This window comes from Catenulispora sp. GAS73 (assembly GCF_041262085.1).
In the GTDB taxonomy this organism is placed as follows: domain Bacteria; phylum Actinomycetota; class Actinomycetes; order Streptomycetales; family Catenulisporaceae; genus Catenulispora.
Window position 1 is genome coordinate 22,238 of record NZ_JBGCCM010000054.1, and the last position, 24,103, is coordinate 46,340.

The 24,103-nt window shown below is 71.6% G+C and carries 16 protein-coding genes and 1 pseudogene; 9 read left to right on the forward strand and 8 right to left on the reverse strand.

Annotated features, from left to right (window positions below; translation table 11 throughout):
* From ABH935_RS46600 to ABH935_RS46610, 3 genes are all read left to right on the forward strand, one after another.
* Complete coding sequence (locus ABH935_RS46600; protein ID WP_370384443.1) at window positions 1–1,377, forward strand: cytochrome P450; 1,377 nt, start codon at window positions 1–3, stop codon at window positions 1,375–1,377.
* Window positions 1,378–1,505: 128 nt separating this feature from the next.
* Window positions 1,506–2,453: an LLM class F420-dependent oxidoreductase gene (locus ABH935_RS46605; RefSeq protein WP_370384444.1), complete on the forward strand. Its 948-nt coding sequence runs from the start codon at window positions 1,506–1,508 to the stop codon at window positions 2,451–2,453.
* On the forward strand, window positions 2,450–3,439 hold the full coding sequence (locus ABH935_RS46610; protein ID WP_370384445.1) for an RNA polymerase subunit sigma-70: 990 nt from the start codon (window positions 2,450–2,452) through the stop codon (window positions 3,437–3,439). The genes ABH935_RS46605 and ABH935_RS46610 overlap by 4 nt, the downstream gene beginning before the upstream one ends.
* Window positions 3,440–3,959: 520 nt before the next feature.
* Here the strand turns inward: ABH935_RS46610 and ABH935_RS46615 are convergent.
* Window positions 3,960–4,757, reverse strand: a complete 798-nt coding sequence (locus tag ABH935_RS46615; protein WP_370384446.1) for a TIGR03084 family metal-binding protein — start codon at window positions 4,755–4,757, stop codon at window positions 3,960–3,962.
* Between the two features lie 236 nt (window positions 4,758–4,993).
* Between ABH935_RS46615 and ABH935_RS46620 the strand changes: the two genes are divergently transcribed.
* A complete protein-coding gene (locus ABH935_RS46620) occupies window positions 4,994–6,103 on the forward strand; it encodes a carboxymuconolactone decarboxylase family protein (RefSeq protein WP_370384447.1) in 1,110 nt (369 codons plus the stop codon).
* Here the strand turns inward: ABH935_RS46620 and ABH935_RS46625 are convergent.
* The 7 genes and pseudogenes from ABH935_RS46625 to ABH935_RS46655 all read right to left on the reverse strand — a co-directional run bounded on the left by ABH935_RS46625 (window position 6,042) and on the right by ABH935_RS46655 (window position 19,129).
* A complete protein-coding gene (locus tag ABH935_RS46625) occupies window positions 6,042–7,538 on the reverse strand; it encodes an MFS transporter (protein WP_370384448.1) in 1,497 nt (498 codons plus the stop codon). The two genes, ABH935_RS46620 and ABH935_RS46625, sit on opposite strands and share 62 nt — an antisense overlap.
* Before the next feature lie 362 nt (window positions 7,539–7,900).
* Window positions 7,901–8,464: a flavin reductase family protein gene (locus tag ABH935_RS46630; protein WP_370384449.1), complete on the reverse strand. Its 564-nt coding sequence runs from the start codon at window positions 8,462–8,464 to the stop codon at window positions 7,901–7,903.
* A 110-nt stretch (window positions 8,465–8,574) separates the two neighbouring features.
* Window positions 8,575–9,033, reverse strand: a pseudogene (locus tag ABH935_RS46635) (acyl-CoA thioesterase); the annotation flags it as partial.
* A gap of 11 nt (window positions 9,034–9,044) precedes the next feature.
* Complete coding sequence (locus ABH935_RS46640; RefSeq protein ID WP_370384467.1) at window positions 9,045–14,921, reverse strand: SDR family NAD(P)-dependent oxidoreductase; 5,877 nt, start codon at window positions 14,919–14,921, stop codon at window positions 9,045–9,047.
* Between the two features lie 14 nt (window positions 14,922–14,935).
* Window positions 14,936–15,973: a hypothetical protein gene (locus ABH935_RS46645; protein WP_370384450.1), complete on the reverse strand. Its 1,038-nt coding sequence runs from the start codon at window positions 15,971–15,973 to the stop codon at window positions 14,936–14,938.
* Window positions 15,970–17,952, reverse strand: coding sequence for a CRTAC1 family protein (locus ABH935_RS46650; RefSeq protein WP_370384451.1), 1,983 nt, complete (start codon window positions 17,950–17,952; stop codon window positions 15,970–15,972). The genes ABH935_RS46645 and ABH935_RS46650 overlap by 4 nt, the downstream gene beginning before the upstream one ends.
* A 328-nt stretch (window positions 17,953–18,280) precedes the next feature.
* Complete coding sequence (locus ABH935_RS46655; protein ID WP_370384452.1) at window positions 18,281–19,129, reverse strand: maleylpyruvate isomerase N-terminal domain-containing protein; 849 nt, start codon at window positions 19,127–19,129, stop codon at window positions 18,281–18,283.
* 268 nt (window positions 19,130–19,397) lie between these two features.
* Between ABH935_RS46655 and ABH935_RS46660 the strand changes: the two genes are divergently transcribed.
* From ABH935_RS46660 to ABH935_RS46680, 5 genes are all read left to right on the forward strand, one after another.
* On the forward strand, window positions 19,398–20,555 hold the full coding sequence (locus tag ABH935_RS46660; protein ID WP_370384453.1) for a sensor histidine kinase: 1,158 nt from the start codon (window positions 19,398–19,400) through the stop codon (window positions 20,553–20,555).
* Window positions 20,552–21,217, forward strand: a complete 666-nt coding sequence (locus tag ABH935_RS46665; RefSeq protein WP_370384454.1) for a response regulator — start codon at window positions 20,552–20,554, stop codon at window positions 21,215–21,217. The genes ABH935_RS46660 and ABH935_RS46665 overlap by 4 nt, the downstream gene beginning before the upstream one ends.
* A gap of 117 nt (window positions 21,218–21,334) precedes the next feature.
* The gene (locus ABH935_RS46670; RefSeq protein ID WP_370384455.1) at window positions 21,335–22,249 is read left to right on the forward strand and encodes an ATP-binding cassette domain-containing protein; all 915 of its coding nucleotides are present in this window, start codon (window positions 21,335–21,337) and stop codon (window positions 22,247–22,249) included.
* On the forward strand, window positions 22,246–23,037 hold the full coding sequence (locus tag ABH935_RS46675; RefSeq protein ID WP_370384456.1) for an ABC transporter permease: 792 nt from the start codon (window positions 22,246–22,248) through the stop codon (window positions 23,035–23,037). The genes ABH935_RS46670 and ABH935_RS46675 overlap by 4 nt, the downstream gene beginning before the upstream one ends.
* A gap of 41 nt (window positions 23,038–23,078) precedes the next feature.
* Window positions 23,079–24,053, forward strand: a complete 975-nt coding sequence (locus ABH935_RS46680; RefSeq protein ID WP_370384457.1) for a hypothetical protein — start codon at window positions 23,079–23,081, stop codon at window positions 24,051–24,053.
* The last annotated feature ends 50 nt before the right edge of the window (window positions 24,054–24,103 follow it).

Genomic DNA, 24,103 nt, shown 5'->3' on the forward strand with positions numbered 1-24,103 from the left:
ATGACCGCCACGAACCTGGCGCCGCCGCCTTCGGTCAAGCTCTGGCCCGGGCCGCCGCGCCGACAGACCCCCGGGCTTGTCAGGAAACTGATGCGGGACCGGCTGGCGCTGATGAGCACGGCCGCCGACGGCTACGGCGACGCCGTCCGGATCGCCATCGGGCCCAAGACGCTGTACTTCGTGAACCACCCCGACTACGCCAAGCACGTGCTCGCCGACAACGCCGGCAACTACCACAAGGGCATCGGTCTGGTGCAGGCCCGGCGGGCGCTCGGCGACGGGCTGCTCACCAGCGAGGGCGAGCTGTGGCGCAAGCAGCGCAAGGCGATCCAGCCGGGGTTCCAGGCCAAGCGGATCGCGCAGCAGGCACCGGCGGTGGCCGAGGAGGCCGCGGCGCTGGTGGCGAGGCTGCGTGCGCACATCGGGCGCGGGCCGGTCGACGTCATGAGGGAGATGACCGGGCTGACGCAGGGGGTGCTGGGCCGGACGCTACTGGACGCCGACCTCGGCGCGCACGACGGGATCAGCGCGGCGTTCCAGGCCATGCAGGACCAGGCGATGTTCGAGGTCGTCACGCTGAGCATGGTGCCGATGTGGGTGCCGCTGCCCAAGCAGCTGCGGTTCCGGCGCGCGCGCCGGGAGCTGCAGGACGTGGTGAACGCGCTGGCCGCCGAGCGGGACGCGCGGCCGGAGGGGACGGCCGGGGACGACGTGCTGTCGCGCCTCATCCTGAGCACGCGCGCGGAGTCCGATCCGCGGGTGCGCGATCTGCGGATGCGGGACGAGTTGGTGACGCTGCTGCTGGCCGGGCACGAGACGACTGCCAGCACCCTGAGTTGGACGTTCAACCTGCTGCACGAGAACCCGTGGGCGTGGGAGCGGGTGCACGCCGAGGCGAACGCGGTGCTCGGGGACCGGTTGCCGACGTTCGAGGATCTGCACGCGTTGAAGTACACGTCGATGGTCATCGAGGAGGCGATGCGGCTGTATCCGCCGGTGTGGATGCTGGGGCGGATCGCGCAGGGCGATGACGACATCGGCGGGTACCGGGTGCGCGCGGGGGCGGACGTGGTGGTGTGTCCGTACACGATGCACCGGCATCCGGCGTTCTGGGAGGAGCCGACGCGGTTCGATCCGTCGCGGTTCGATCCTGATGTGACGCATGATCGGCCGCGGTACGCGTACATCCCGTTCGGCGCGGGGCCGCGGTTCTGCGTGGGGAACAACCTGGGGATGATGGAGGCGGCTTTCGTGCTGGCGATGGTGGCGCGCGAGCTGCGGCTTTCGACGGAGGCGGGGTATCGGGTCGTGGCCGAGCCGATGTTGTCGTTGCGGGTGCGGGGTGGGCTGCCGATGAGGGTGGCTGCGGCGCGGTAGCGCTCTTCCCGAGGCGGAGAAAAACAGCAAAAGAATCGCCGGCCATACCGATTCCTTCGGCCATCGCCGTCGGTCTGTACATCGAGCGCGCCGTGTTCGCGCGCCTTCGATGAGAGGACACGACGACGATGGCCGTCACCTTTAGCTTGGGGTTGCCGCAGGGCTTTACGCAGGAGCTCGCGGGTCGCCTCGACCCGGCGGAGACTTTCGACGCGATGGTCGCTGTGGCGCAGAACGCGGAGCGGGCCGGGTACGAGAGCGTGTACGTCGCCGACCACCTGGTGACCGTGCCGCCTTCGCAGCACATGGTGTTCGAGTGCTGGACGACGGTGGCGGCGTTGCTGCGGGAGACCGAGCGGATTCGGGTCGGGCAGCTGGTGACGTGCAACGACTACCGGAATCCGGCGTTGCAGGCGAAGATGGCGTCCACGGTCGACGCGATCGGCGGGGGGCGGTTCACGTTCGGGATCGGCGCGGGGTGGTACGAGCCGGACTATCGGAGCTACGGGTTCGAGTTCCGGGACGACGCCACGCGGCTGCGGCGGCTGCAGGAGGCTGTGCAGATCATTCTGTCTATGTGGACGGAGCCAGAGACGACGTTCAAGGGGCAGCATTACACGGTGGCCGATGCGATCAACCAGCCGAAGGGCGTGCAGAGCCCGCACATTCCGATGATGATCGCCGGCGGCGGCGAGCGGATGACGCTGAAGGTGGTCGCGAAGTACGCCGATTTGTGCAACCTGCTCGGGGATCCGGCCACGGTGGCGCACAAGCTGGAGGTGCTTCGGCGGCACTGCGAGGCGGTGGGACGGGATTTCGGGTCGATCCGGAAGACGGTGCTGATGTACGGGTCGCTGGGGGACACCGAGCAGGAGGCCCGGTCGCGGCTGCCGCAGTGGATTCCGGCGGTGTTCCCGGGCGAGCTCGCGGAGTACGGGCTGGTCGGGACGGCGGAGGTGATTCGGGAGCGGATCGCGGCTTATGAGGCAGTCGGGGTCGATGAGTTCATCATCAGCTTTCCCGATGTGATCGGCGGCGAGGTTGTCGAGAGGTTCGCAGAGGCCTTCATCGCATGACCGAGGTTGAGGGTTTTGCTGCTGCGGCGGAGGCATCGCGGCGTGAGCTGCTGGCGCACTGTTACCGCATGCTGGGTTCGGCGGACGAGGCGGAGGACGTCGTCCAGGAGACGTTTCTCCGGGCTTGGCGGTCGTATCAGGGGTTTGAGGGGCGGTCGTCGGTGCGGGTGTGGCTGTACCGGATCGCGACCAACGCCTGCCTGACCGCGTTGCAGAGCCGCAAGCTCCGGCCGCTGCCGTCCGGCCTCGGCGCGCCGAGCGACGACCCCGAGGGCCCGCAGACCATGGCAGAGCCCGGATTCGCGTGGCTACAGCCGATCGCCGACAGCCGGCTCACGGGCCACCCCGACGACCCCGCGGCGGTGGCCGACCGGCGCGAGGATCTGCGGCTGGCGCTGGTGGCGAGCTTGCAGCACCTGCCGCCCCGGCAGCGGGCCGTGCTGCTGCTGCGGGAGGTACTGGACCTGCCGGCGGCGGACGTCGGGCAGCTACTCGGGATGTCCACCGCCGCGGTGAAGAGCGCCCTCCAGCGAGCACGCGGTCGCATCGAGCAAGTCGCGCCGACCGCCGACGACGTGTCGCTGCCAACTGGGGCGGAGGAGCGTGCGCTGTTAAATACCTACATCGACGCTTTTGAGAGGGCTGACCCGACCGCGCTGGAACGCGCCCTGACGCAGGACGCGGTACTGGAGGTCACGCCCTCGCTGAGCTGGTACTCCGGCCTCGAAACCTGCACCCGCCACCTCCGCCGGGCGCTGGGCACCCCCGGCACGTGGCGAATGCTGCCAACGCGCGCCAACGGCCAACCCGCCGCCGTCGCATACCTTCGCGACGGGGAGGGCGTGCACCGCGCCTTCGGAGTCGCGGTGCTGGGCATGCGGCGGGGCGGGATCGCGCGGATCACGGTATTCGGGGATGCGGCGCTGGTGGCTGCTTTCGGGTTCCCGGACACCGTGGGAGCCGGGGTCCGCGCGCTGCCAGGCTGAGCACCAGATCAGCAAGACCAGGAGCGCCGCCGCAGCAGCGAGCCACCGCACCGGCAGCCGCAGGCCCGGACCGCCACCGCCGCGCCACACCGAGCAGCCACCAACCACCGGCGTGGGCAGCCAGCCAGCAGCGACCCGCAGCCGTGCAGCAGCGCCACCGCCGCGCAGGCAGCTACCACCGGCAGCTACAGCCAGCCGCCGCGGTCCGCCTCACGATCGCCGCGCCGCCCCAGCAGCAGCGCGGCAATCAGCACTCTGCCCCGCAGCCGACCGCCACCCGGGGACCGCCCCCGCCGCACCGCCGCACCGCCGCACCGGCAGCCGGGTGCCTCCGAGCTGCAGCTGGCCGCACAGCAGCTGCCACCGCCGCGCCGCCGCAACAGCGCACCCGCCGCACCGTGGCGCCGGGCCGCACCGTGGCACCGTGGCACCGTGGCACCGTGGCACCGTGGCACCGGCAGTCGGCTACCACCGGTGCAGCGGCGCGACCACTCGACAAGCACCCCCTAAGCTCCCCGCATCAAACCCCCGCGAACTGCCCCGGCTTCCGGCCCTCGCCCGCGGGGCCGCGGTAGGCCTGGGCGATGTCCAGCCAGCGCGTCGCCTCGCCGGGGGTGGCGGTGAGGGCCAGGTCGGCGTGGTGGCGGCGGCGGGTTATCAGGAGGCAGAAGTCGTGGGCTGGGCCGGTGATGCGGTGGGTGGCGTCTTCGGGGCCGAAGTTCCAGATCAGGCCGCTGGGGGCGGTGAGTTCGAAGCGGAATTCTTCGGTGGGTGGGGTGAGGTTGTGGGCCAGGTAGCCGAAGTCGCGGGTGCGGGTGCCGAAGAAGGCGAGGTGGCCTATACGGTCGGTGGGGGTGCGGTCGATGCCTAGGGCGTCGTGGATGTCTTGGCCGTGGCCGAAGAGTTCCATCAGGCCGGCTGCGGCGAGGATCGAGGGTGGGAGGGGGTTCACCAGCCAGGGCACGACTTGGTCCGCGGGGACTTCGGCCAGGGCTTTGGTGGCTGCCGCTTGGTCTGCGCGCCAGCGGGCCAGGGTTTGGGCGGGGCCGCCGGTCAGGTAGTCGGCCAGGGCGGTGTTCACCGCGCCTTCGAAGTCGTCCTTGGCGGCGGCTGCCAGGCGGCCGAATTCGGCGCGGTCCGCGGCTGCGGACCAGGCCAGGTGGGCGATGAAGCCCAGGTGCGCTATCTGGTGCGCGACCGTCCAGCCCGGGGCCGGGGTCGGCGTCCGCCAGCCCGCCGGGTCCAGTTCGGCCACCACGCGGTCGAGGTCGGCGGCCTCGGCCGCCAAGTCGGTGTACACGTCCTGCATCGCGTTCACGGGGTCCTCCCTGTCCGCCACGTCATCCGGCGAAATCGCGTGTCCGGGGTCACTGACGAGTATCGGGACGGCGCGGCCCGGCCAGCCTCTTCCCCTGTGCGCTCCGCGCTGGGGTGTCAGGGGGCTGCGAACCTCCGGAGCGCAATCTGGAAGGGGCTCGCGGCGGCAGACCTACCGGATCATAAGACACATATGCCGCCGTGGCTTTCCGCCCGGGGACCGCCGAAGGAGCGAAGATGAGTGCCAATCCCATCCGACCGGTGCTCCGCCGTACGGCGCTCGCGCAGGTCCAGCGGGTCACGCCGGTGGACGTGCGCTCGGCGCGGCATCTGGTGGCCCGGGTCTACGGCGAGATGGAGCGCGACTTCGGCGTGCTGGCGCCGCCGCTGGCCCTGCACTCCCCGGCCCCGGAGCTGCTGGCGGCCAGCTGGCTGACGCTGCGCGAGACCCTGGTCGCCGACGGCCGGGCCGAGCGGGCCGCCAAGGAGGTCGCGGCCTCGGCGGTCTCGCTGGCGAATTCGTGTCCTTACTGCGTTACGGTCCACACCGCGACCGTGAACTCGCTGGTACGCGGGCGCGACGCGCAGGCCATCGCCGACGACCACTTCGACGCCATCGGCGACGACCGCCTGCGCGCGATCGCCGCGTGGGCCCGGGACGGCGCGGTCCGTGACACCGCCTCAGGCCTCGAACTCCCCTTCCCCGCGGATCAGGCCCCTGAGCTGGTCGGCGTGACCGCGGTCTTCCACTACCTCAACCGCATGGTCAACGTCTTCCTGCCCGACGTCCCCATGCCCGACGGCACCCCGCGCAGCGCGCTGCCGGTGGTCGCGCGCGTGCTCGGCACCCTGATGCGCCGGGCCTCGCGCCGCCCCAAGCCCGCCGGCACCTCGGCCGACCTGCTGCCCGCCGCCCCGCTCCCGGCCGACCTGGCGTGGGCCGCCGGCGCCCCGGCGGTCGCCGAGGCCTTCGCGCGCGCCGCGCACGCCGTCGAGCAGGCCGGGCGGGAGGCGGTGCCGGACTCGGTCGCCGAGCTGCTGCCGCGGGTCCTCGGCGCCTGGGACGGCCGCCCGCCGGGCCTGGACCGCCGCTGGCTCGACCAGGCGGTCGCCGACCTGCCCGGCGCCGACCGGGCCGCGGGCCGCCTGGCTCTGCTGGTGGCGCTGGCGTCCTGGCAGGTCGACGACCAGACGATCGCCGCCTTCCGAACCGGTGCCGGCACGCATTCCAAAGCCGCCTCCGGCGCCGACAGAACCCTGATCCACCTCACCTCATGGGCGAGCTTCACCGCGGCACGCCACATCGTTTCCTGGACCCCACTCGCCGACCACCGTTCGGCGCGGTGACCAGCACCAACGGCCGCAACGCCGACCAGGCCGACCAGGCCGACCACGCCGACCACGCCGTCCAAGCCGGCCAAACCGGCCCGCGCCGGGTCGGCGGACGCGGAGCGGGCCCCCGCTCGCGCGGCACGGCCAGCACCGCGACCGCGGCGGCCAGCGCGAGCCCGGCGGCGCAGGCCATCGCCGTGCCGGCGGCCCGGTGCGGGCCCGGGACGCCGGACCGGCTGGCGCGCGCCACCACCGCCAGCAGCGCGATCCCGACCGCGGCCCCGGCCATCGGGACCGCGCCGAGCAGCGCCGGTGCCCGTCCCGGGGCGTCCCGCCGCACCCGGCCGAGCCCGGCTGTCCGGGCCCGCGACAGCGCCAGCCCGGCGCCGATCCCGGACAGTGCCAGGGGAATCGCGGCGGTGGTCGAGAGCCGACCCGACGGTGCCAGCCACGCCAGCCAGACCAGTCCCCCGGCGTGCAGCGCGGAGCCCAGCGCCGAGACCCACTCGCGGCCGAACCGCTCGCGCACCGGGTACACCGTCGCCGCGGCCATGAACCCGGTCCACGGCGTGAGCCGCAGCCCGATGCCCAGCGGCCCGTGCCCGCCGACGCCGCGCAGGTCGGCGGCCACCAGGAACGCGGTGCCGTAGATCGAGGCGAACAGGAACAGGTCGGAGGCGTTGCCGGCGAGGAACCTCCAGCGGTGCAAGGGCCCTGACGGAGTGTCCCACCACAACAGCACGGCCAGGGCGACGACGCCGACCGCCAGCACGACCAGCACCTCCGGCGCCCGCCAGCCGACCCGGTCGGCGCGCAGCAGGGCCCAGACGGGCCCGCCGACGGCGACGACGGCGGCCAGCGCTCCCTCGGGGTCCAGGCGCCCGCGCCGGCCGCTGTCGGGGCGGATCAGAACGTAGCCGATCGCGGCGACGCACCCGCCGATCACCGCGTCGGCGGCGAAGATCCAGCGCCAGCCGGGACCGGCGGCCACGGCGCCGTCGGCCAGCGGGCCGGCCACCAGTGCCAGCGCGAAGCCCGGCGCCACGCGGTGCGCCGCCGTGCCGCGGGAGTCGGCCGGGAACGTCAGGCCCATCAGCCCCAGCGCCGCCGCGACCGCCAGTCCGGATCCCGCGCCCTGGCCGGCGCGGGCCGCGACGAGCACGGTCCCGTGCGTCGCGAGACCGCACGCCGCCGAAGCCCCGGCGTACAGCAGGGATCCGGCGATCAGCGCGCGCCGGTTGCCGATCCGGGTGCCGATACGGTCGCCGGCGGACAGCGCGGCCAGCAGCGCCAGCAGGTGCACCAGCAGCGCCCACAGCAGGGTGGGCGCCGAGGCGACGCCGGTGGCCTGGATGGCGCGCAGCGCCGTGTTGACGCCGAGGTTGTCGGCGCCGGCGGTCAGGATCACGATCCAGGCCACGGCGAGCGTCCACCGTTGGGTTGGGGTCATGAGTCCGCCTTCCGATGCGGGGCCGAGGCCGGACAGTCCCCCCCTGTGGTCTGGCGGCCGTTGGCACGCACGCGCTGCCGCCTGGTTCCGACGGAAGGTGCGTGGCAGTTAACAGCGAGCGAATAAAATGCTCATGCATCTAGATCACGTCAGGCTTCTTCCAACGTGCTCTGATCCACCACGAGGGGCGCTCGGAGCGTAACAAATACAGGTGAACGTTCGTATATTCACGTTCATGAGAGCTCATGACGTGATTCCTGCGCGAACGTCTGCATATAGCGGACTTGTTCACAAAACGGCGGCCGCGGGCGGATCCGGCGGGGATGCCGGAACCGCCCGGGCCGGGGTCTGACGGGCCGCGCCTACTTGGCCGTCCCCGGTTCCAGCCGGTGATAGCCGCCCCGGAAGAACAACAGCGCGTCCCCGGCTCCGCCCTTGCCCATGTCCAGGACCGAGCCCACGAAGATCGAGTGGTCGCCGCCGTCGTACACGGCGGCCAGGCCGCACTCGATCCAGGCCAGGGTGTCGGCCACCACCGGGGCGCCGGTGACCGGGCCCGGCTGCCAGCGCACGGCCTCGAACTCGCGCTCGCCGCGCGGCCGGTCGCGGTTGGCGAAGTGCCGCGCGACCGGCTCCTGGTGCGCGGCCAGCACCGAGATCGCGAAGCTGCCCTCGCCCAGGATCGCCTTGTGCATCGCGGCGTCGTGCACGATGCACACCAGCACCAGCGGCGGGTCCAGCGACACCGAGGTGAAGGAGTTCGCGGTCATGCCACACGGGTTCGGGCCGCCGGCCGAGACCACCGTGATCCCCGTGGCGAACATCCCGAAGCAGCTGCGCAGATCCGCCGGGGCGTGCAGCCCGGACGGCAGCCGGTCGCGCAGCGTGGATTCCGGTTCCACGGCCGCCGTCCCGATGACGCTCACGGCCGCGACCCCTGCAGCACCGCCTCGCCGCCGCGCTCGGCGGCCGACCCGGCGAGCACCTTGGACCCGGAGGCCCCGGACGCACCAGAGGCGCCCGAGCCACCCGAGACGCCCGAAGCGCCCGAAGCACCCGAAGCGGCCGGCGCGATCCGGTACCGCGACAGCGCCTCGCGCAGCGCGTCCGGCACCTTCGCCGGCCGCGTGTCCCCGTTCGGGCCGCGCATGCAGGCGATCCGCTGCCGGCCCCGGGCCACCAGCGTCTCCTGCTCGTCGGCCAGCTTCACGTAGTCGAACGCGAACCCGACCTGCGTCTGCGTCAGGTCCTCCAAGCGCATGCGGATCGAGAGCTCGTCGAAAGCCGTGATCTCGGCGAGGAACTCGCAATCCACCTTCAGCGTGAACAGCTTCAGGTCGTCCTGAACCTCCGCCAGTACCTCAGGGGCCTGTTCCCGCAGGAACATCTCCCGGCAGCGGCCCTGCCACCGTAGGTAATTGACGTAATAGACGTTGCCCACGAGGTTGGTCTCCTCGAAACCCACCAGGTGCCGGTATTCGTAGTAGGACTCCACCGTTACCACCGTTACTCCTTGTCTTCGGCGAGCAGGGTGAGCACCACCGGCTCGGACTGCCCGCGCAGCGCGGTCGCGAAGGTCGCGATCCGCGCCCCGCCCGACCGCAGCAGGACCCAGCGGTCGTCCCGGGCGGGCCCGTCGACGACCAGGTCCGCACGCGCCCGGCCGCTTTTGCCCAGCGCTTCCAGCGCACCCCAAACGCGGGTGGCCGCGGACGCCAGCGCCTCGCCGGACTCGGCCGCGATCAGCTTCGCCAGATCCAGGCCCGGCCGGTCGAGCAGGTCGGCCCACTCGCTCTCCGGCCGCTCCACCGCCGCCTCGATGTCGCAGGCCACTGCGACGTCCGCGGCCGCGACGCTGAGTGTCACACCGGCGCCGTGCGCGGAGGACACCGCGAACCCGCCGGAGGCCTCGGGTTTGCCGTCGGGCCGGTAGCGCAGGTCGGCCTCGCCGCCGAGCAGCCAGCCGACGGTCTGCGCGGTCTGCCGGCGCCGGGTCTCGACGCCGCGGTCCTCCCCCGGCGCGTCCGGACGGATCGCGACCCGCAATGCGGCCGACAGAACCTGGTCCGTACGCCGCTCGATGTACGGACCGAGCAGCGTCGGCGTCCAGGGTCCGGAGCCGTCCTGTTTGCGCACCGCGCGCAGGGTCAAGCCCTCCCAGCGCTCGACGAGAGCACCGGAGCCGTCGCGGACGTCGACGTCCCATATATAGGTGTCACCTTCGCGACTGCGCTCGCGGCCGTGCAGGGTGACAGTGTCCTGATTCCGGACGACACCCAGGTCTGCCAGGTGCAGCCTCTCGATCCCGGCCGGCAGCAGTGTCGCGTCCGGTACACAGCACTGGATCGAGTGCATCATGGCGTCGCGGGTCCCGGGGTCGGCGAGCACCAGCTCGGCCGCCAGGAACGGCGCGAACCACGGCGCGGTCGGCTGGTTGGCGATGTCCGCGACGCAGCGCTTCGCGGCCAGCGCACGGTAGCCGAGCAGGCGCTGGAACCGGTCGCCCTGGAACAGCACGGGACCGTAGAGGTCGCCGGCCGGTTCCAAAGGCAGGTGCTCGGTTCCGGTTCCAGTTCCGGCCCCGGACGCCGCGCCGCCCGCCAAAGCCGCGACCCCGTAACGGAGCCGGGCCCGGAAGTGGTCGGCCGCGAAACCGGTGTCGCTGCTGCGGATCACGGCCGTGACCGCGTCCGGGCCGTCGGCCAGCACCGCGACCCGCAGCGTCGTCGAGCCCTGAGGGGGGACGACGATCGGCCGGAGGAATTCCACGTCCTCCAGCACCGGCGCCTGGCCGCGGCCGGTCAGGGCATTGGCCGCCTGCGCCATCGCCTCCATGCCGAACACCGCCGGGAACAGCAGGTCGCCGTCCAGGTAGTGGTCGGGCAGGTAGAGGTCGCTGTCGCCGGACAGGTCGCAGTCCGCCACCAGCTCCACGCCGGGGTAGTGCACCTGCACCCGGTCCAGGAAGCGCAGCAGCGGAACCTCGGAGCGCTCCAGGGTGATCGTCGGCAGGCCCTCCGCGCGTCCCATCACGACCGCGGAGGTCGGTGCCGCCGGATCGGCGATCATCCGGGACAGCAGCGCCACCCCGTCCTCGGCCGGGATCGGCTCGATGCCTTCGCGCACCAGCGATTCCAGCACGCCGAGCCGCTCGCCCATGCCGGCGCCGGACCACACGGACCACTCCAGCGCCAGGCACTTGCAGCCGGGGAACTCCTCGGCCACCCGGTGCGTGAGGTCCGTCATCCAGTCGTTGGCCACAGCGTAGTCGGCCTGGCCGCGCAGACCGGCGCGGCCGATGATGCTGCCGAACGTGACCAGCAGCCGCAGCGAGGCCGGATCCACCGCGGACAGCACGGCTTCGAGCCCCGCGATCTTCGGCGCCAGGGTTCTGCGGAACGCGGCCTCGTCCAGGTTCACCAGGGCCGTGGGCACGTTGCGGCCGGCGCCGTGCAGCACCGCGGTCACCGCGCCCAAAGCGCCCCGGACCTGTTCGACCGCGGCCTTCACCTCGTCGGCGGAGGTGACGTCGGCGCGCGCGTAGTGGTACCGCACGCCAGCCGCCGCCATCCGCTCCAGGTTGGCCGCGAGCTCGGCGTCCTCGGCCGGGTCCGACCGGCCCAGCAGGCCGACCGCGGCACCGGTCTCCAAGCCCAGCGACAACGCGCACTCGGCGGTGATGCCCTTGCCGCCGCCGGTGACCAGCAGGACGTCGGCGGACGTCAGAAGGCTGTCATGCGCGTGCGCGCGCGTCCCCGGCAGGGCCCTGAGAACCGGCACGTGCCGCTCCCCGGCCGAGTCGTAGAACACCTCGCTGAAGCCGTCGGTGGCCGCGACGTCCGCGACGATCCGGTGCACCGCGCGGTCGGCGCGCGCCTCGGACATCCCCAGCGGCAACGGCAGGGTGACCACCGTGGTGGCGACGTTCGGCGCCTCCAGGTGCAGGGTCTTGGCCAGTCCCGCGCCGCCGCGCCGTTCCCCGATCACGACGAAGCGCACCGGGTCCACGGCGGACAGCGCGGCGCGGGCCGCGCGCAGCATCAGCAGGACATCGTCCTCGTTGGCTTCCCGAGGAAGGCACAGCAGGACCCCGTCGCCGAGGCCGGCCTCGCGCAGCGCCTCGTGCAGCACGGTGGCCAGCGGATGCCGGTCCGGCGCGAACAGCCGCCATTCGCCGGCTCCGGCAGCCTGGTCGGCGCCGGAAACCGGCACCCCGACCGCGGTCGGAACCAGGTCCACAGCGAAAGCCCGGACCCAGGGCCCCACGCCAGGTGCCGCCCTCAGCCGTTCAACGTCGGCCTCCTGCGTGGTCCCGCCGAGCTCCTCCAGCATCGCGGCGAGTTCGGCCATCGTGGAGGTGGCGAACGCCGAGGTGGTGGCCGGCGGTACCAGGCCCAGTTCGCGACAGGCCTGGTTGACGATCTGGCCGACCGTGATGGAGCTCAGGTGCAGCTCGTCCAGCGGGTTGCTGTCCGGCCGGACGGCTTCCGGCGGCAGCTCGGCACGTTCGGAGGCGAGCCGCGTCAGGACTTCCAGCACGCTCTGTCCGTGCGCGGTCCCCTCCGGCGCGGCCAGTTCGATCCGCAGCGCGGAGTCCGCCGCCGTGCCGCCGACCGCGACGCCGTTCCCGGTGGTGACGACGGCCGCCGGGATGTCCTCCGGCGCCGTCTCACAGGGACTGGCGAAGAAGCTGAACTCCTTGTCCAGCGGCAGCGGCCGGGTGAACCGGTCGGCGAACAGCTCGCCGTGCCGCACCGGGGCGCCGAGCACGTAGGCGGCGGCGACCGTGCGCAGCAGACCGGCCAGCGACGGGCTGTCGGTCTCCATCGAGACCACCGGCACCGCGGGGGCGATGTCGGCGGCCAGGCCGCGCAGGATGCGTCCCGGACCGACCTCGATGAGCAGATCGGCACGCTCGGCCACGGCCGCGGCCGCGTCGGAGAACCGGACGGGTTCGCGGATCTGACGCGCCAGCAGGGCCGGCACGTCCAGGTCCGCCTCCGGCTCCTGACCGGTCACGGTCGAGACCATGCGGCGTCGCAGGGGACTGAAATCCTGCTCGCCGAGCCAGGACCCGAACTCCTCGGCCGCCGGGGCGACCAGTTCGGAGTGGAAGGCGTGCGACACCGCGATCCGAGCCACGTCCAGGCCTGCGGAGGAGGCCCGGGCGCCGACCCGTTCCACAGCGTCGGCGGGCCCTGACACCACGGTCTGGGTGGGGCTGTTGTAGCCCGCGATCACCACCGGCTCGCCGGCCAGCAGCGGCTCGACGGCCTCGGCGGCGGCGGAGATCGACGCCATGGCGCCGTTCCCGGCCGAGGCCGCGGCCATGATGCGGCCGCGCGCCGTGGCGGCGGCCAGCAGCCCGGCCTCGTCCATCGCGCCGGCCCAGTGCAGGGTCGTGAGCTCGCCCAGGCTGTGGCCCGCCGCACCCGATGCCTCGATGCCGAGGCGAGTCAGGATCTTGAGTCCGGCGAGCGAGGAGGTGACGATGCGCGGCTGCGCGACCTCGGTGGCGACCAGGTCGCCGTCGGTCGGCAGCGCGGCGGCCCGGTACAGCTCGTCGATCTCGGCGAACCGGTGCCGCAGCGCCCCGCCGTCGCCCCGGCGCCCGGCGCCCTGGCCGGGGAACAGGAACGCGATCCTGGGCAGCATCGCCGCGCTGCCCAGGAAGACGCCGTCGGCCAGGTCCAGCACCGTCCGCGAGCCGGCGTCGAGCAGGGTCAGGAGTTTGCCGAACTTGCGCTCGGCCTCCTCCGGCGAGCCGGCGACGACCGCCGCACGCAGCGGCCGGTCTGCGGTCTCGGACTGCAGGGTGGCCGCGAGGTCGGCGACCTCGGCATAGGACAGCCGTCCGCACAGCGCGGCGACCTGCGCGATCCGGCCGCGCAGCTCGGCGACCCCGGCGGCGTCGACCAGCAGCAGTTCCGCGTCCTGGCGGGAGCGGACCAGCTGCCGGGTCTCGGCGCCGAGCTCGGCGCGGCGGGCGCCGTCGCCGTGTTCGACGACGATGTGCGCGTTGATGCCGCCGAAGCCCATCGAGGACACGCCGGCCCGCACGGTCTTGTCCGGCGGCCACAGCTCGGCGGTGCCCGGCACCCGCAGCGCCGGCCGGTCGCCGGTCAGCTCCGGGTGCGGGTCGACGTGGCCGGTGGCCGGCGGGATCACCTGGTGCCGGACCGCCAGGATCGCCTTGAGCAGGCCGGCCACGCCCGCGGCGGCCTTGGTATGCCCGAAGTTGCCCTTGACGGTGCTGATCGCCGCCGGTGCGGCGTCCGGGTCGGCGGCGCGCCGGGCCTCGGAGAAAGCCCGCAGCTCGGTGGCGTCGCCGACGGCGGTGCCGGTGCCGTGGCCTTCGAGGTAGGCGACGCTGTCTACGGTGAACCCAGCGGCCGCATAGGCACGCTCGATGGCGAGCCGGTGCCCGGAGGCCTCCGGCCGGGTCATGCCGCCCTTGCCGTCGGAGGAGTAGCCCCAGCCGGCGATGGTCGCGTAGCGGAACAAGCCGCGCTTCAGCGCGTCCTCGTCCCGCATCAGGACCAGCATTCCGCAACCCTCGCCGGGCCAGAACCCGTTGGAGTGCTTGTCGTAGACCCGCATCTCGCCGGTGGCCAGGGCCCCGGTCTTGGCGAAGCCGATGACCTCGAAGGGGTCGATGCTCAGGTCCACGCCGCCGGCGACGGCGGCGTCGAGCCGGCCGGCGGCCAGCGCGTCGCATGCGGTGGCCACCGACAGCAGCGAGGAGGAGCAGGCCCCGTCGACGGTGAAGCCGCCGCCGGCGAAGTCGAAGTGGTTGCAGATCCGGCCGGCGATGGTGTTGGCCAGGCCGCCGGCCAGGGTGTCCTCGTCGATGCCGGGGAACGGCGCCTTGTACCGCTGCTCCAAGTCCGCCAGGAACGCCGTGAGCGCGGCGTCGTCCCAGCCCTGTTCGCGCAGGGCCGCGCCGACCGTGCGCCGGACGTACGGCCAGCGCAGCCGCATGACGTTGGCCCGGGCGAACTCGCCGGTCAGGGTGTTGCCGATGATGACACCGGTGGCCCGGCCGTTCAGTCCCGCGCCGTCGGGGAACCCGGCGTCGGCCAGGGCCCGGGACGCGGTGTCCAGGGCCAGCCAGTGGGTCAGGTCGGTGGACCGGAAGGTGCTGCCGGCGATCTTGAACTTGACCCGGTCGAACTCGAACCCTTCGATCACCGCGGCCTTGGCCGAGTAGAAGCGGTCCGGGGCGGTGGGGTCCGGTGAGTAGTAGTCCTCGGCGCGCATCCGCTCGTCCGGCAGCCGTCGGAAGGCCCGACGCCCGGCCAGGACGTTCTCCCAGAGCCGCTGCGGGGAGTCGGCGTCGGGATAGCGGCAGGCGATGCCGACCACGGCGATCCGTGTCTTCATGGCAAGCTCGGTGTTCACGCGGCGATCGTCCCGGCCTCGGCCGGCGCGGGCCTGCCGTACGGCAGCGGCGCCAGCGGCTGCGCCCCGCGCGCCGCCTTCCGCTTCTTCATCAGGTGCGCGACCCACCAGCCGGCCCCGCGGGCGGCGCAGACGAAGGACGTCGCGAAGAACAGGGTGTAGACGATGTTGAAGACCATCATGATCCCGTAGACGGTGGCGACCGAGGCGCCGAACATGAAGCCGTTGCGCGGGCGCGCGGGCGTGGTGCCCGGGTCGGAGATCATGTAGTTGCTGAACAGGATGAACGCCACGCCGGTCATCGGGCCCAGGGCGTTGAACAGCGCCACGTGCCAGATCCAGTGCCGCACGACCGCCTGCAGGAAGAAGCCGCCCATCCAGCCGGTGATCAGCAGGGTCTTCTTGGTCAGCAGTGCGTTGATGACGGTGCCCGCGGTGGCGATGACGACGATGATCATGACGCGGAAGAACGTGTTCGCCTTCTCGGTGAACTCGTACGGCGGCGCGATGCTCATCCAGGTGCCGCCGAACACCAGCAGCGTCATGGTGATGCCGAAGTTCGACGGGTTCATGAAGTGCCGCATCCGGCCCTGGATCGGTGCCTGCAGCGCGTGCTTGCCGGTCACGCCGACGCCGACCGCGAACAGGATCGGCCAGATCTGGTTGTTGCCGTACAGCAGCATGTTGCAGGCCAGCGCGGTGATGTGCGCCGGGAGCAGGAACTCGTACATCCCGCGCACCCCCCGGCCCATGAAGCGGCGGGGACGGCGCTGCGCCCACGCGCTGATCACCTCGAAGGTGGTCTCCAGGAAGTAGGCGTAGAGCACGGAGATGATGGCCCACAGCCACGGCTGCTCGAAGCCCAGCAGGGTGTAGCCGAAGATGTTGAACACGCTGATCGAGATCGCGAAGTTGCGCAGCGCGAGATAGCGCGGGTCGGTGTTGCCGCGTTTCTTCTTCGGTGCCGCCTGGGACGAGCCCGGCGCCGCCGCCGACGCCGTGCTCCCGGCTCCCGGATTCATCGTGGACGTCATTTCGCCGGAACCTCCTGCGCGTTGCCCGAGAGCGTCAGGGTGTGGCTGCCCTCGGGGAGTTGCATGTCCTGGGTGTGGAGCTGGCCCTGCGTGTCACGCCATAGCAGGTGCACCTGGACCGGGCCCATGTACATGCCGAAGCCGAAGTGCACGTCGAAGCTGCGCTTGCCGGTGTGGCCGCTGCCGCCGTCGAGCTGGGATATCTGGGTTCTGCCATCGGCGGTGACGGTGACCGTCGCGCCGTACGCCGGAGTGCCGGCGCCTTCGAGCCCGGTGTTCGCCTGACCGTCGGTGGACGGGCGCACCAGGTTGAGGTCGAGGTAGTCGCCGAGCACGGGCTCAGTGTTGGCGTAGAACGCCGGGGCGCCGAACTGGCGCGAGATCGCGAAGTCCAGGCGGCCGGTGCCGGTGGTGTCGCCGATCGCGATACCGCGGGTCGGGGTCGGCACGGCCAGCCCGAGCTGCTTGCTGACGTCGACGAACTTGCCGTCGGAGTTGCGGGCGTAGAAGGCCATGGTCTGGTCGCCGGCGATGTCGTCACCGGGCCCGACGTTCGGCCACATCGCAGGGTTCGACAACAGGTCGTCGTTCATCATGGCCATCTCCTGCAGCCACGGCCACCGGTCGATGGTGCCCTTGACGAACCCGTCGGCCTGCAGGATCTCCGGCTTCCCGCTGTTGGTGAAGTCAGCCATCTTCGTGTCCCAGCACCAGCCCGTCCAGGCCACGCCGTTCTGCTCGGCCTCCTGGGTGAACGGCGCGTAGCCGTCGTCCAGGTCCTTCTTCATCTCCGCGCCGCTCTTGGCCTGGTTGATCCACAGGAAGTTGCTCTCCTCCAGGCCCCAGGCGGTGGTGATGTTGGAGACCATGGCGTCGAAGCGGCCGTTGTCGTTCACGTCGGCGAAGTCCACCCCCATGCCCTTGAACGAGCCGTTGCCCATCACGAAGGACTTCGGGGTGGTCGGCGTGCGCTTGCCGAAGACGGTGGAGAACTTGACGGTGTTGCCGTCCGAGACGTTGTGCAGCACGAAGGCGTGCCCGAAGTCGTTGGCGATGTAGACGTCCGGAAGCCCGTCGCCGGTGAGGTCGGCCGAGGCGATGGCCAGCGTCCAGCCCGCGGAGTTCGCGAACGGGATGGCGTCCTGGTCCTCGACGTAGCTGACCGTCGGGTCGGTGCCCGAGGTCGCGCTCACCCAGCGCAGCACATGCGCGCCCCCGCCGTTGTTGGCGCTGGACAGGCTGTTGGGCATCTGGACGTTCTTCTGCCCGTGCGGGTCCAGGACCGCGGAGTTCGGGAAGTAGTTCCCGACGATGATGTCGGGGTGGCCGTGGCCGGCGAAGTCGCCGACGGCGATGGCGTTGGTGTTCCACTGCGGCCCGTGGTACTTGCCGTCCGGGCTGGCCGACGGGACGAGCTCCACTGGCTTGTAAGCGTTGGCCGACGGCGTGGTCGCGTCGGACTTGGCCAGGAACAGCACCGGAGTCCGGCCCCAGTAGCTGACCAGCAGGTCCATCCGGCCGTCGCCGAGGAAGTCGCCGGGGGTGCAGCCCATCGGGGCCATCGACGTGCCGTCGTACGGCAGCGGCGCCGGGTCCAGGGTGAACGGCGTGAACCGGTCGGCGGCCGGGGCGGTCGGCGTGTAGGTCACCACCACCTTGTCGGTCCGGGTGTCCACGACGCACATCCCGTCGGCCTTGCCGTGCCCGACCAGGTCGTTGATCGCCACTCCGGCGCCGACCGACGATATCCAGGACCGGATCTTGTAATAAGCCGGATTCACCTGGCGGACGGTTTGCTGTGGAAGGCTGTCGTATCCCGGCGGGAAGGCGATCGGCATCTCCTGGAAGGAGAACTGCTTGGCGACCGCGTCACCGCCGCTGGCCTGGACCGGGGCATTGGCAACGAAGACCATCACGATTCCGAGAATCAGCGCCGTGACGCCGGGAACCAGTCTGCGAAGACGTTCGGAGAACGCCATTCCCTACTCCTCTTCTCCATCAACGAGTTGCGGCTTGCTGTTTCCGTACAGGGCACATGGGCTCGATGGGCCGGAGTTTTGAAACACGACATGGGACAAGACGACGTCATGGTCTTGCCGCATCATGGGCATCCCGCCCTTATCCTCAGCATGCGTCCACTGGCTTCGATGGTGCTTCTCCGGAATTGCTCCGCTACTCAGTGTGAGGGCCCTGCGGAAATCCATATCCGGGCACGCCGAAATATCCCCGACACACATCGGGGCATGACGGCACGCGACGCCACGGGAACGCGACGTCTATCGGGGATTCAGCTGAGATGAATTCAACTCAGGGCAGCCGGACCTTCCGCAAAAACGCTGGAAGCAGCCACACACGTCTGCCCCACGCCCGCACTCCGCCGCTCAGCACCGTCCGCAGACGTCCCACGTGGTGGAACAGCATCAGATTCAGCGCGGCGGGCCGGAAGAACAGGCGCACGTCCACATCCGGGCCCGGCTCCTCCACCGACACCACACCGTCGGTGACGACGATCGCCACCGGATCGGTGTAAGCGCTGCGGAACTCCACGGCGATGCGTCCCGGACGCGGCGGCCCGGCGACGTCCAGCAGCACGCCGACGCCGTTGCGGATGATCTCCACGATGAAGAGCTCGAAGAACAGTGCGGCCTGTCGCTCCGGGATCGGCCAGGGCCGACCGCCGGCCCGCGCGATGTCCCGGCCGTGCAGCAGCATCTCGTTGGTCAGATGCGCCAGCAGTCCGGCGCGCGGCAGGCTCGCGCCGCCGAGCCAGACCACCGTCGAGGCCGGGTCGGCGTCCTCGGTCAGCTCCAGCACCCTGGCCACCGACGAACGCAGCGTCGCCACCAGCGCCACCGGGTCACGCTGCGTGAAGTTGCGCCGCATCGCCTCGTTCAGCCCGGTGTGGATGTTGTCGACGGTGGTGCTCAGAAGCAGTTCCCTGACTCCGTCGATGGGCCGCTCGGTGTCGTAGGAGATGACCAGCGACGTGTACTGCCACGCGATCGCGGCCACGTGCGCCGCGGTGTCGGCGACGGTCCAGTCCGCAGTGGCCATCGCGTCCGGATCGCCGGCGAGCACGAGGCGGCCGAAGCGCTCCGCGACCTCGCGCAGGGCGGCCCGCACCTCGATCCATCGCTGAGGGCTGATTCTCGTCACCGCCGGCGCGCGTCGGTTCCGGTCAGGTCGGCGCGCACGGACTTCGGGCACGAGTCCCCCTCGGCGTTCGGTGCTGAATGGCTTTCCGCCTTCGAGTCTGCGGGTGCTGAGATCGGGTGCGCCCCTTCGGCATTGCTGTTTCGACGTTGCTGTTTCGGTTCGGTCGGGTACTACTCCGGGACGCGGCGGCAGTACTCCGCCGGGCGTATGCCGTAGTTGCTGCCCTGGTAGGACGTGCCGCGAGGGGCGTCGCGCCTAGCGTGGGAGCATGGTCCGGGTTCCCCCTCGGCTGCCCGAAGCGGCGGTCGGCGTCGTCACGGCGACGGTGCTGGTCACGACCTCGGCGCACCTCTCGGCGGGCCCGGACAGCCGGGCCGCCGATGCCGTGCAGTACGTGCTCTTGGTGCTGGCGGGCGGGGCCGTGGCGATGATCCGGCGGCGGCCGCGGACGGCGGCGGCGCTCGCTTCCTTCGTCCTGTGCGCGGAGATCGCGCGCCGGTATCCGGACGGTCCGGTGTGGGCCGTGGGCTGGATCTCGCTGGCCGGGGTGAGCTGGCAGACCAGCCGCCGGACCGCGCTGGCCTGGGCCGGGATCATGCTCGCCGCGCTGACCCTGGCCGCGGCCGTGTTCGGCTCCTCGGGCCTGGTGCTGCCGCTGATCTTCCTGGGCTGGTCGGCGGCGGCGATCCTGACCGGCGACGCGCTGCGCGACCGCCGCGAGCGGATCGAGGCGCTGCGGGAGCGGGCGCGGTTCCTGGAGCTGACGCAGGAGGAGGTCGCCCTGCGCCGGGTCGCCGAGGAGCGGCTGCGGATCGCGCGCGATCTGCACGACAGCGTGGCGCACGCGATGGCGACGATCAACGTGCAGGCGGCGGCTGCGGCGCATGTGATCGACCGGCGGCCGCAGGCGGCCGGCGAGGCGCTGGTGGCGATCCGGCGTGCCAGCGGCGAGGTGTTGGAGGAGTTAGGAGCGATGCTCTCGGTACTGCGGGACGAATCGCAGCAGGCTGATCGGGCGCCCGCTCCGGGGGTGGGGCAGATCGCGCGCTTGGCGGACTCGGTGGCGGCGTCGGGGTTGGCGGTCGAGGTGGTCGACGACGGCACCGCTGCGGGGGTCTCGCCGGCGGTCGGGACGGCGGCGTACCGGATCGTGCAGGAGTCGCTGACCAACGTCATTCGGCATTCCACGGCGGGGAAGGCCCGGGTCGAAGTGGTCGCCGTCGGGGATTCGGGATTGTCGATCGCGATCAGTGACAGCGGTCCGGCTGCCGCCGGGAACAGGGCTACGGGCTCCGCCTCCGCGGGCAGCGGGGTCGGGATCCGCGGCATGCGGGAACGCGTCACGTCCACCGGCGGGGTCTTCCACGCCGGACACACCGCAGAGGGCGGATTCCTGGTCCGCGCCCGATGGGAGGCACGCTCATGATCCGGGTGGCACTCGCCGACGACCAGTCGCTGGTCCGGGCCGGGTTCGCGATGATCCTGGACGCCGAGGACGACATGACCGTGGTCGGCCACGCCGAGGACGGTCTGGCCGCGCTGGAGCTGGCCGGCTCGGCACAGCCGGACGTGATGCTGATGGACATCCGCATGCCCGGCCTGGACGGGCTGGCCGCGGCCCGGCAGATCTGCGGGGATCCGGCGCTGGCGGACGTGCGGATCATCGTGCTGACGACGTTCGAGCTGGACGAGTACGTCTTCGAGGCTCTGCGGTCCGGGGTGAGCGGGTTCCTGGTCAAGCACACCGAGCCGGCCGATCTGGTCCGGGCCGTGCGTGAGGTGGCGCAGGGCGAGGCGCTGCTGTCCCCGAGCGTGACGCGGCGGCTGATCACGGAGTTCACCGCCAAGCCGAGCCGCCCGACGCTGGTCCCGGCGACGATGAACCTGCTCACCGACCGCGAGCGCGAGGTGGTGGGGCTCGCGGCGCTCGGGATGAGCAATGAGGAGATCGCCGCGGAGTTGGTGGTGAGTCCGGCGACGGCGCGGACGCATGTCAGCCGGGCGATGGTGAAGCTGCACGCACGGGATCGGGCGCAGCTGGTGGTGTTCGCGTATCAGTCCGGGTTGGTCGCCGGGCCTACTTCCTGACGGCTTCGCGTAGTGCGGTCGGCGCAGGCCGAAGTTACGTTCCCGCACCGACGACCGGAAGGCTCCCGCGCCGCAGGCTGGAGGCGTATCAACCAGCCGAACACCACGGGAGCGTTCATGAACACCTCAGCCGCGATCAAAGTCGCGGATCTCCGCAAGGACTATCGGGGCACCCGGGCCGTCGACGCGATCTCCTTCGACGTACCGCACGGTTCGATCACCGGGTTCCTCGGTCCCAACGGCGCCGGGAAGTCCACGACGCTGCGCATGCTCGTCGGGCTGACCGCGCCGACCGGCGGCTCGGCCACGGTGCTGGGCCGGCACTACACCGAGCTGGTCAACCCCGGGCGCCGGGTCGGCGTGCTGCTGGACGCCTCCGCGCAGCACAGCGGCCGCACCGGCCTGGAGGTCCTGCGGCTCGGGGCGATGATGATGGGCCTGCCCGACCGCCGGGCCGAGGAGATGATCGAGAAGGTCGGGCTGTCGGCGGCCGAGTCCCGGCGCCGCACCGGCACCTACTCCCTGGGGATGCGCCAGCGGCTCGGCGTCGCGCACGCGCTCCTCGGCGATCCCAGTGTCCTGATCCTCGACGAGCCGGCCAACGGGTTGGACCCGGCTGGCATCCACTGGATGCGGACCCTGCTGAAGGAGTTCGCCGACGCCGGCGGCAGTGTGCTGCTGTCCTCGCACCTGCTGCACGAGATCGAGGTCGTCGCCGACGAGCTGGTGGTGATCGGCCGCGGCCGGATCGTGGCCCGGGGCGCCAAGAACGACCTGTTGGCCGGCAGCGGCGTGGCCGTGCGCAGCACCGACGACGAGGGGCTGGCCGCGGCGATGCGCGCGGCCGGCGTGCCGTTCACCGACCATCCGGACGGCGGGTTCACCGTCAGCGCCGCCGCCGAGCACATCGCCAACATCGCCGCCGCGGCCGGGATCACCCTGCGCGAGCTGCGGACCGCCGACGACGGGGGCCTGGAGCAGCTGTTCCTGCGGCTGACCGCCGACGACGCACGAGAGGACGTGAGGTCATGAGCACCGCTTCTTCCACTGCTTCTATCGCACAGATCGCGCCGATCGATCGGGCTTCCTCGCCGATCCCGTTCAGGCGCCTGGTGCGCACCGAGCTGCGCAAGCTCACCGACACCAGGGCCGGGCGGTGGCTGCTGGCCACGCTGCTGGCGGCCACGCCGATCGTGGCGGTCGTCATGGTGTTCTCGATGGCGACGAAGGACCTGAACTACGCGAAGTTCGTCGACTTCACGTCGACACCGGAGAAGATCCTGCTGCCGATCCTCGGGATCCTGACCATGACCAGCGAGTGGAGCCAGCGGACCGGGCTGGTCACGTTCGTGCTGGAGCCCAAGCGCGGGCGGGTGCTGCTGGCGAAGGTGGTCGCGGCGCTGGCGCTGGGGGTGGGGCTGAGCGCGGTGATGCTGGTGACGTCGGTCGTCGGGAACGTGCTGGGCATGGCGGTGCGCGGCGGCAAGGGGAGCTGGGGCTTCGCCGGGCAGGTGTCGGGCGAGGTGACGGTGGTGCTGATCAGCTGGCTGCTGCTGGGGATCGCGCTGGGGATGGCTCTGCTGGTCACGGCGGCGGCGATCCTGGTCGCGTTCGTGGTGCCAAACATGTTCAGCGCGTTCTTCGGGTCGGGGTCGAAGAGCACGACGGCTTGGTTCGATCTGAACCAGGCGCAGTCGCCGCTCTACAGTCACGACATCACGGGGAAGGGCTGGATCCAGCTGGTGGTGGCCTCCGCGCTGTGGATCGGGGTGCCGATGGCGCTCGGGGTGATGCGGGTGCGGAGGGCGGAGGTGAAGTAGGTTTTTGTGGGGGCAGTGCCGTAGAGGAGGACAGATCGGTCATGGACGTCGTCGACTGGCTGCTGGACAGCGATCCCGCGATCCGCTGGCAGGTCCTGCGCGACCTCGCCGACGCGCCCGAGGAGCAGGTCGCGGCCGAGCGGACGCGCGTGCTGTCCGACGGCTGGGGCGGCCGGCTGCTGGCGCTGCAGCAGCCAGACGGCAAGTGGCCGACAGGCACCCCGACGTTCTCCTCCGAGAAGGCCGCGCAGTGGTGGCGGTCGATGGACGCGTCCCGCCAGGGCACCTTGTTCCCCGAATGGACGTCGATCGCCTGGAGCTTGACGCTGATGCGATTGTTCGGCGTCGAGCCGGGCGACCCGGCGGTGCGCGACGCCGTGGCGCGGGTTCATGCGAACGCGCGGTGGGAGCACGACGGCGAGCCGTTCTTCGCCGGGGAGGTGGAGCCCTGCATCAACGGCCGCACGGTCGCACTCGGGGCGTACTACGGCGTGGACATCTCGCCGATCGTGGCCCGGTTGCTCGGCGAGCAGATGGCCGACGGCGGCTGGAACTGCGAGCAGGAGAACGGCTCCACGCGCGGCTCGTTCCACACCACGATCGAGGTGCTGGAGGGGCTGACGGAGTACGACCGGGCCGTCGGCGGCGGGCCGCAGGTGACCGAAGCCGTGACGCGCGGCCAGGAGTACCTGCTGCAACGGCAGATGTTCCGCCGCCTGTCGACCGGCGAGCACCTCTCGGCCTGGACGCAGTTCTCGCACCCGACGTTCTGGCACTACGACGTGCTGCGCGGCCTGGACTACCTACGCGCGGCCGAGGTTAAGCCCGACGAGCGAGTGACGGAGGCGGTCGAGCTGGTGCGCGGCAAGCAGGATGCCGACGGCCGGTGGCTACTGGAGAACCCGCACCCCGGCGACATGCACTTCCCGATCGACGACGGGGAAGGCAAGCCGAGCCGGTGGAACACGTTGCGGGCACTGCGGGTGCTGCGCTGGTACGACTCGGCCGCGGAGTAGCAGGCCACTAACAGCCGACAGCGCGCGCCGGCACATGAGCCGAGCGCGCG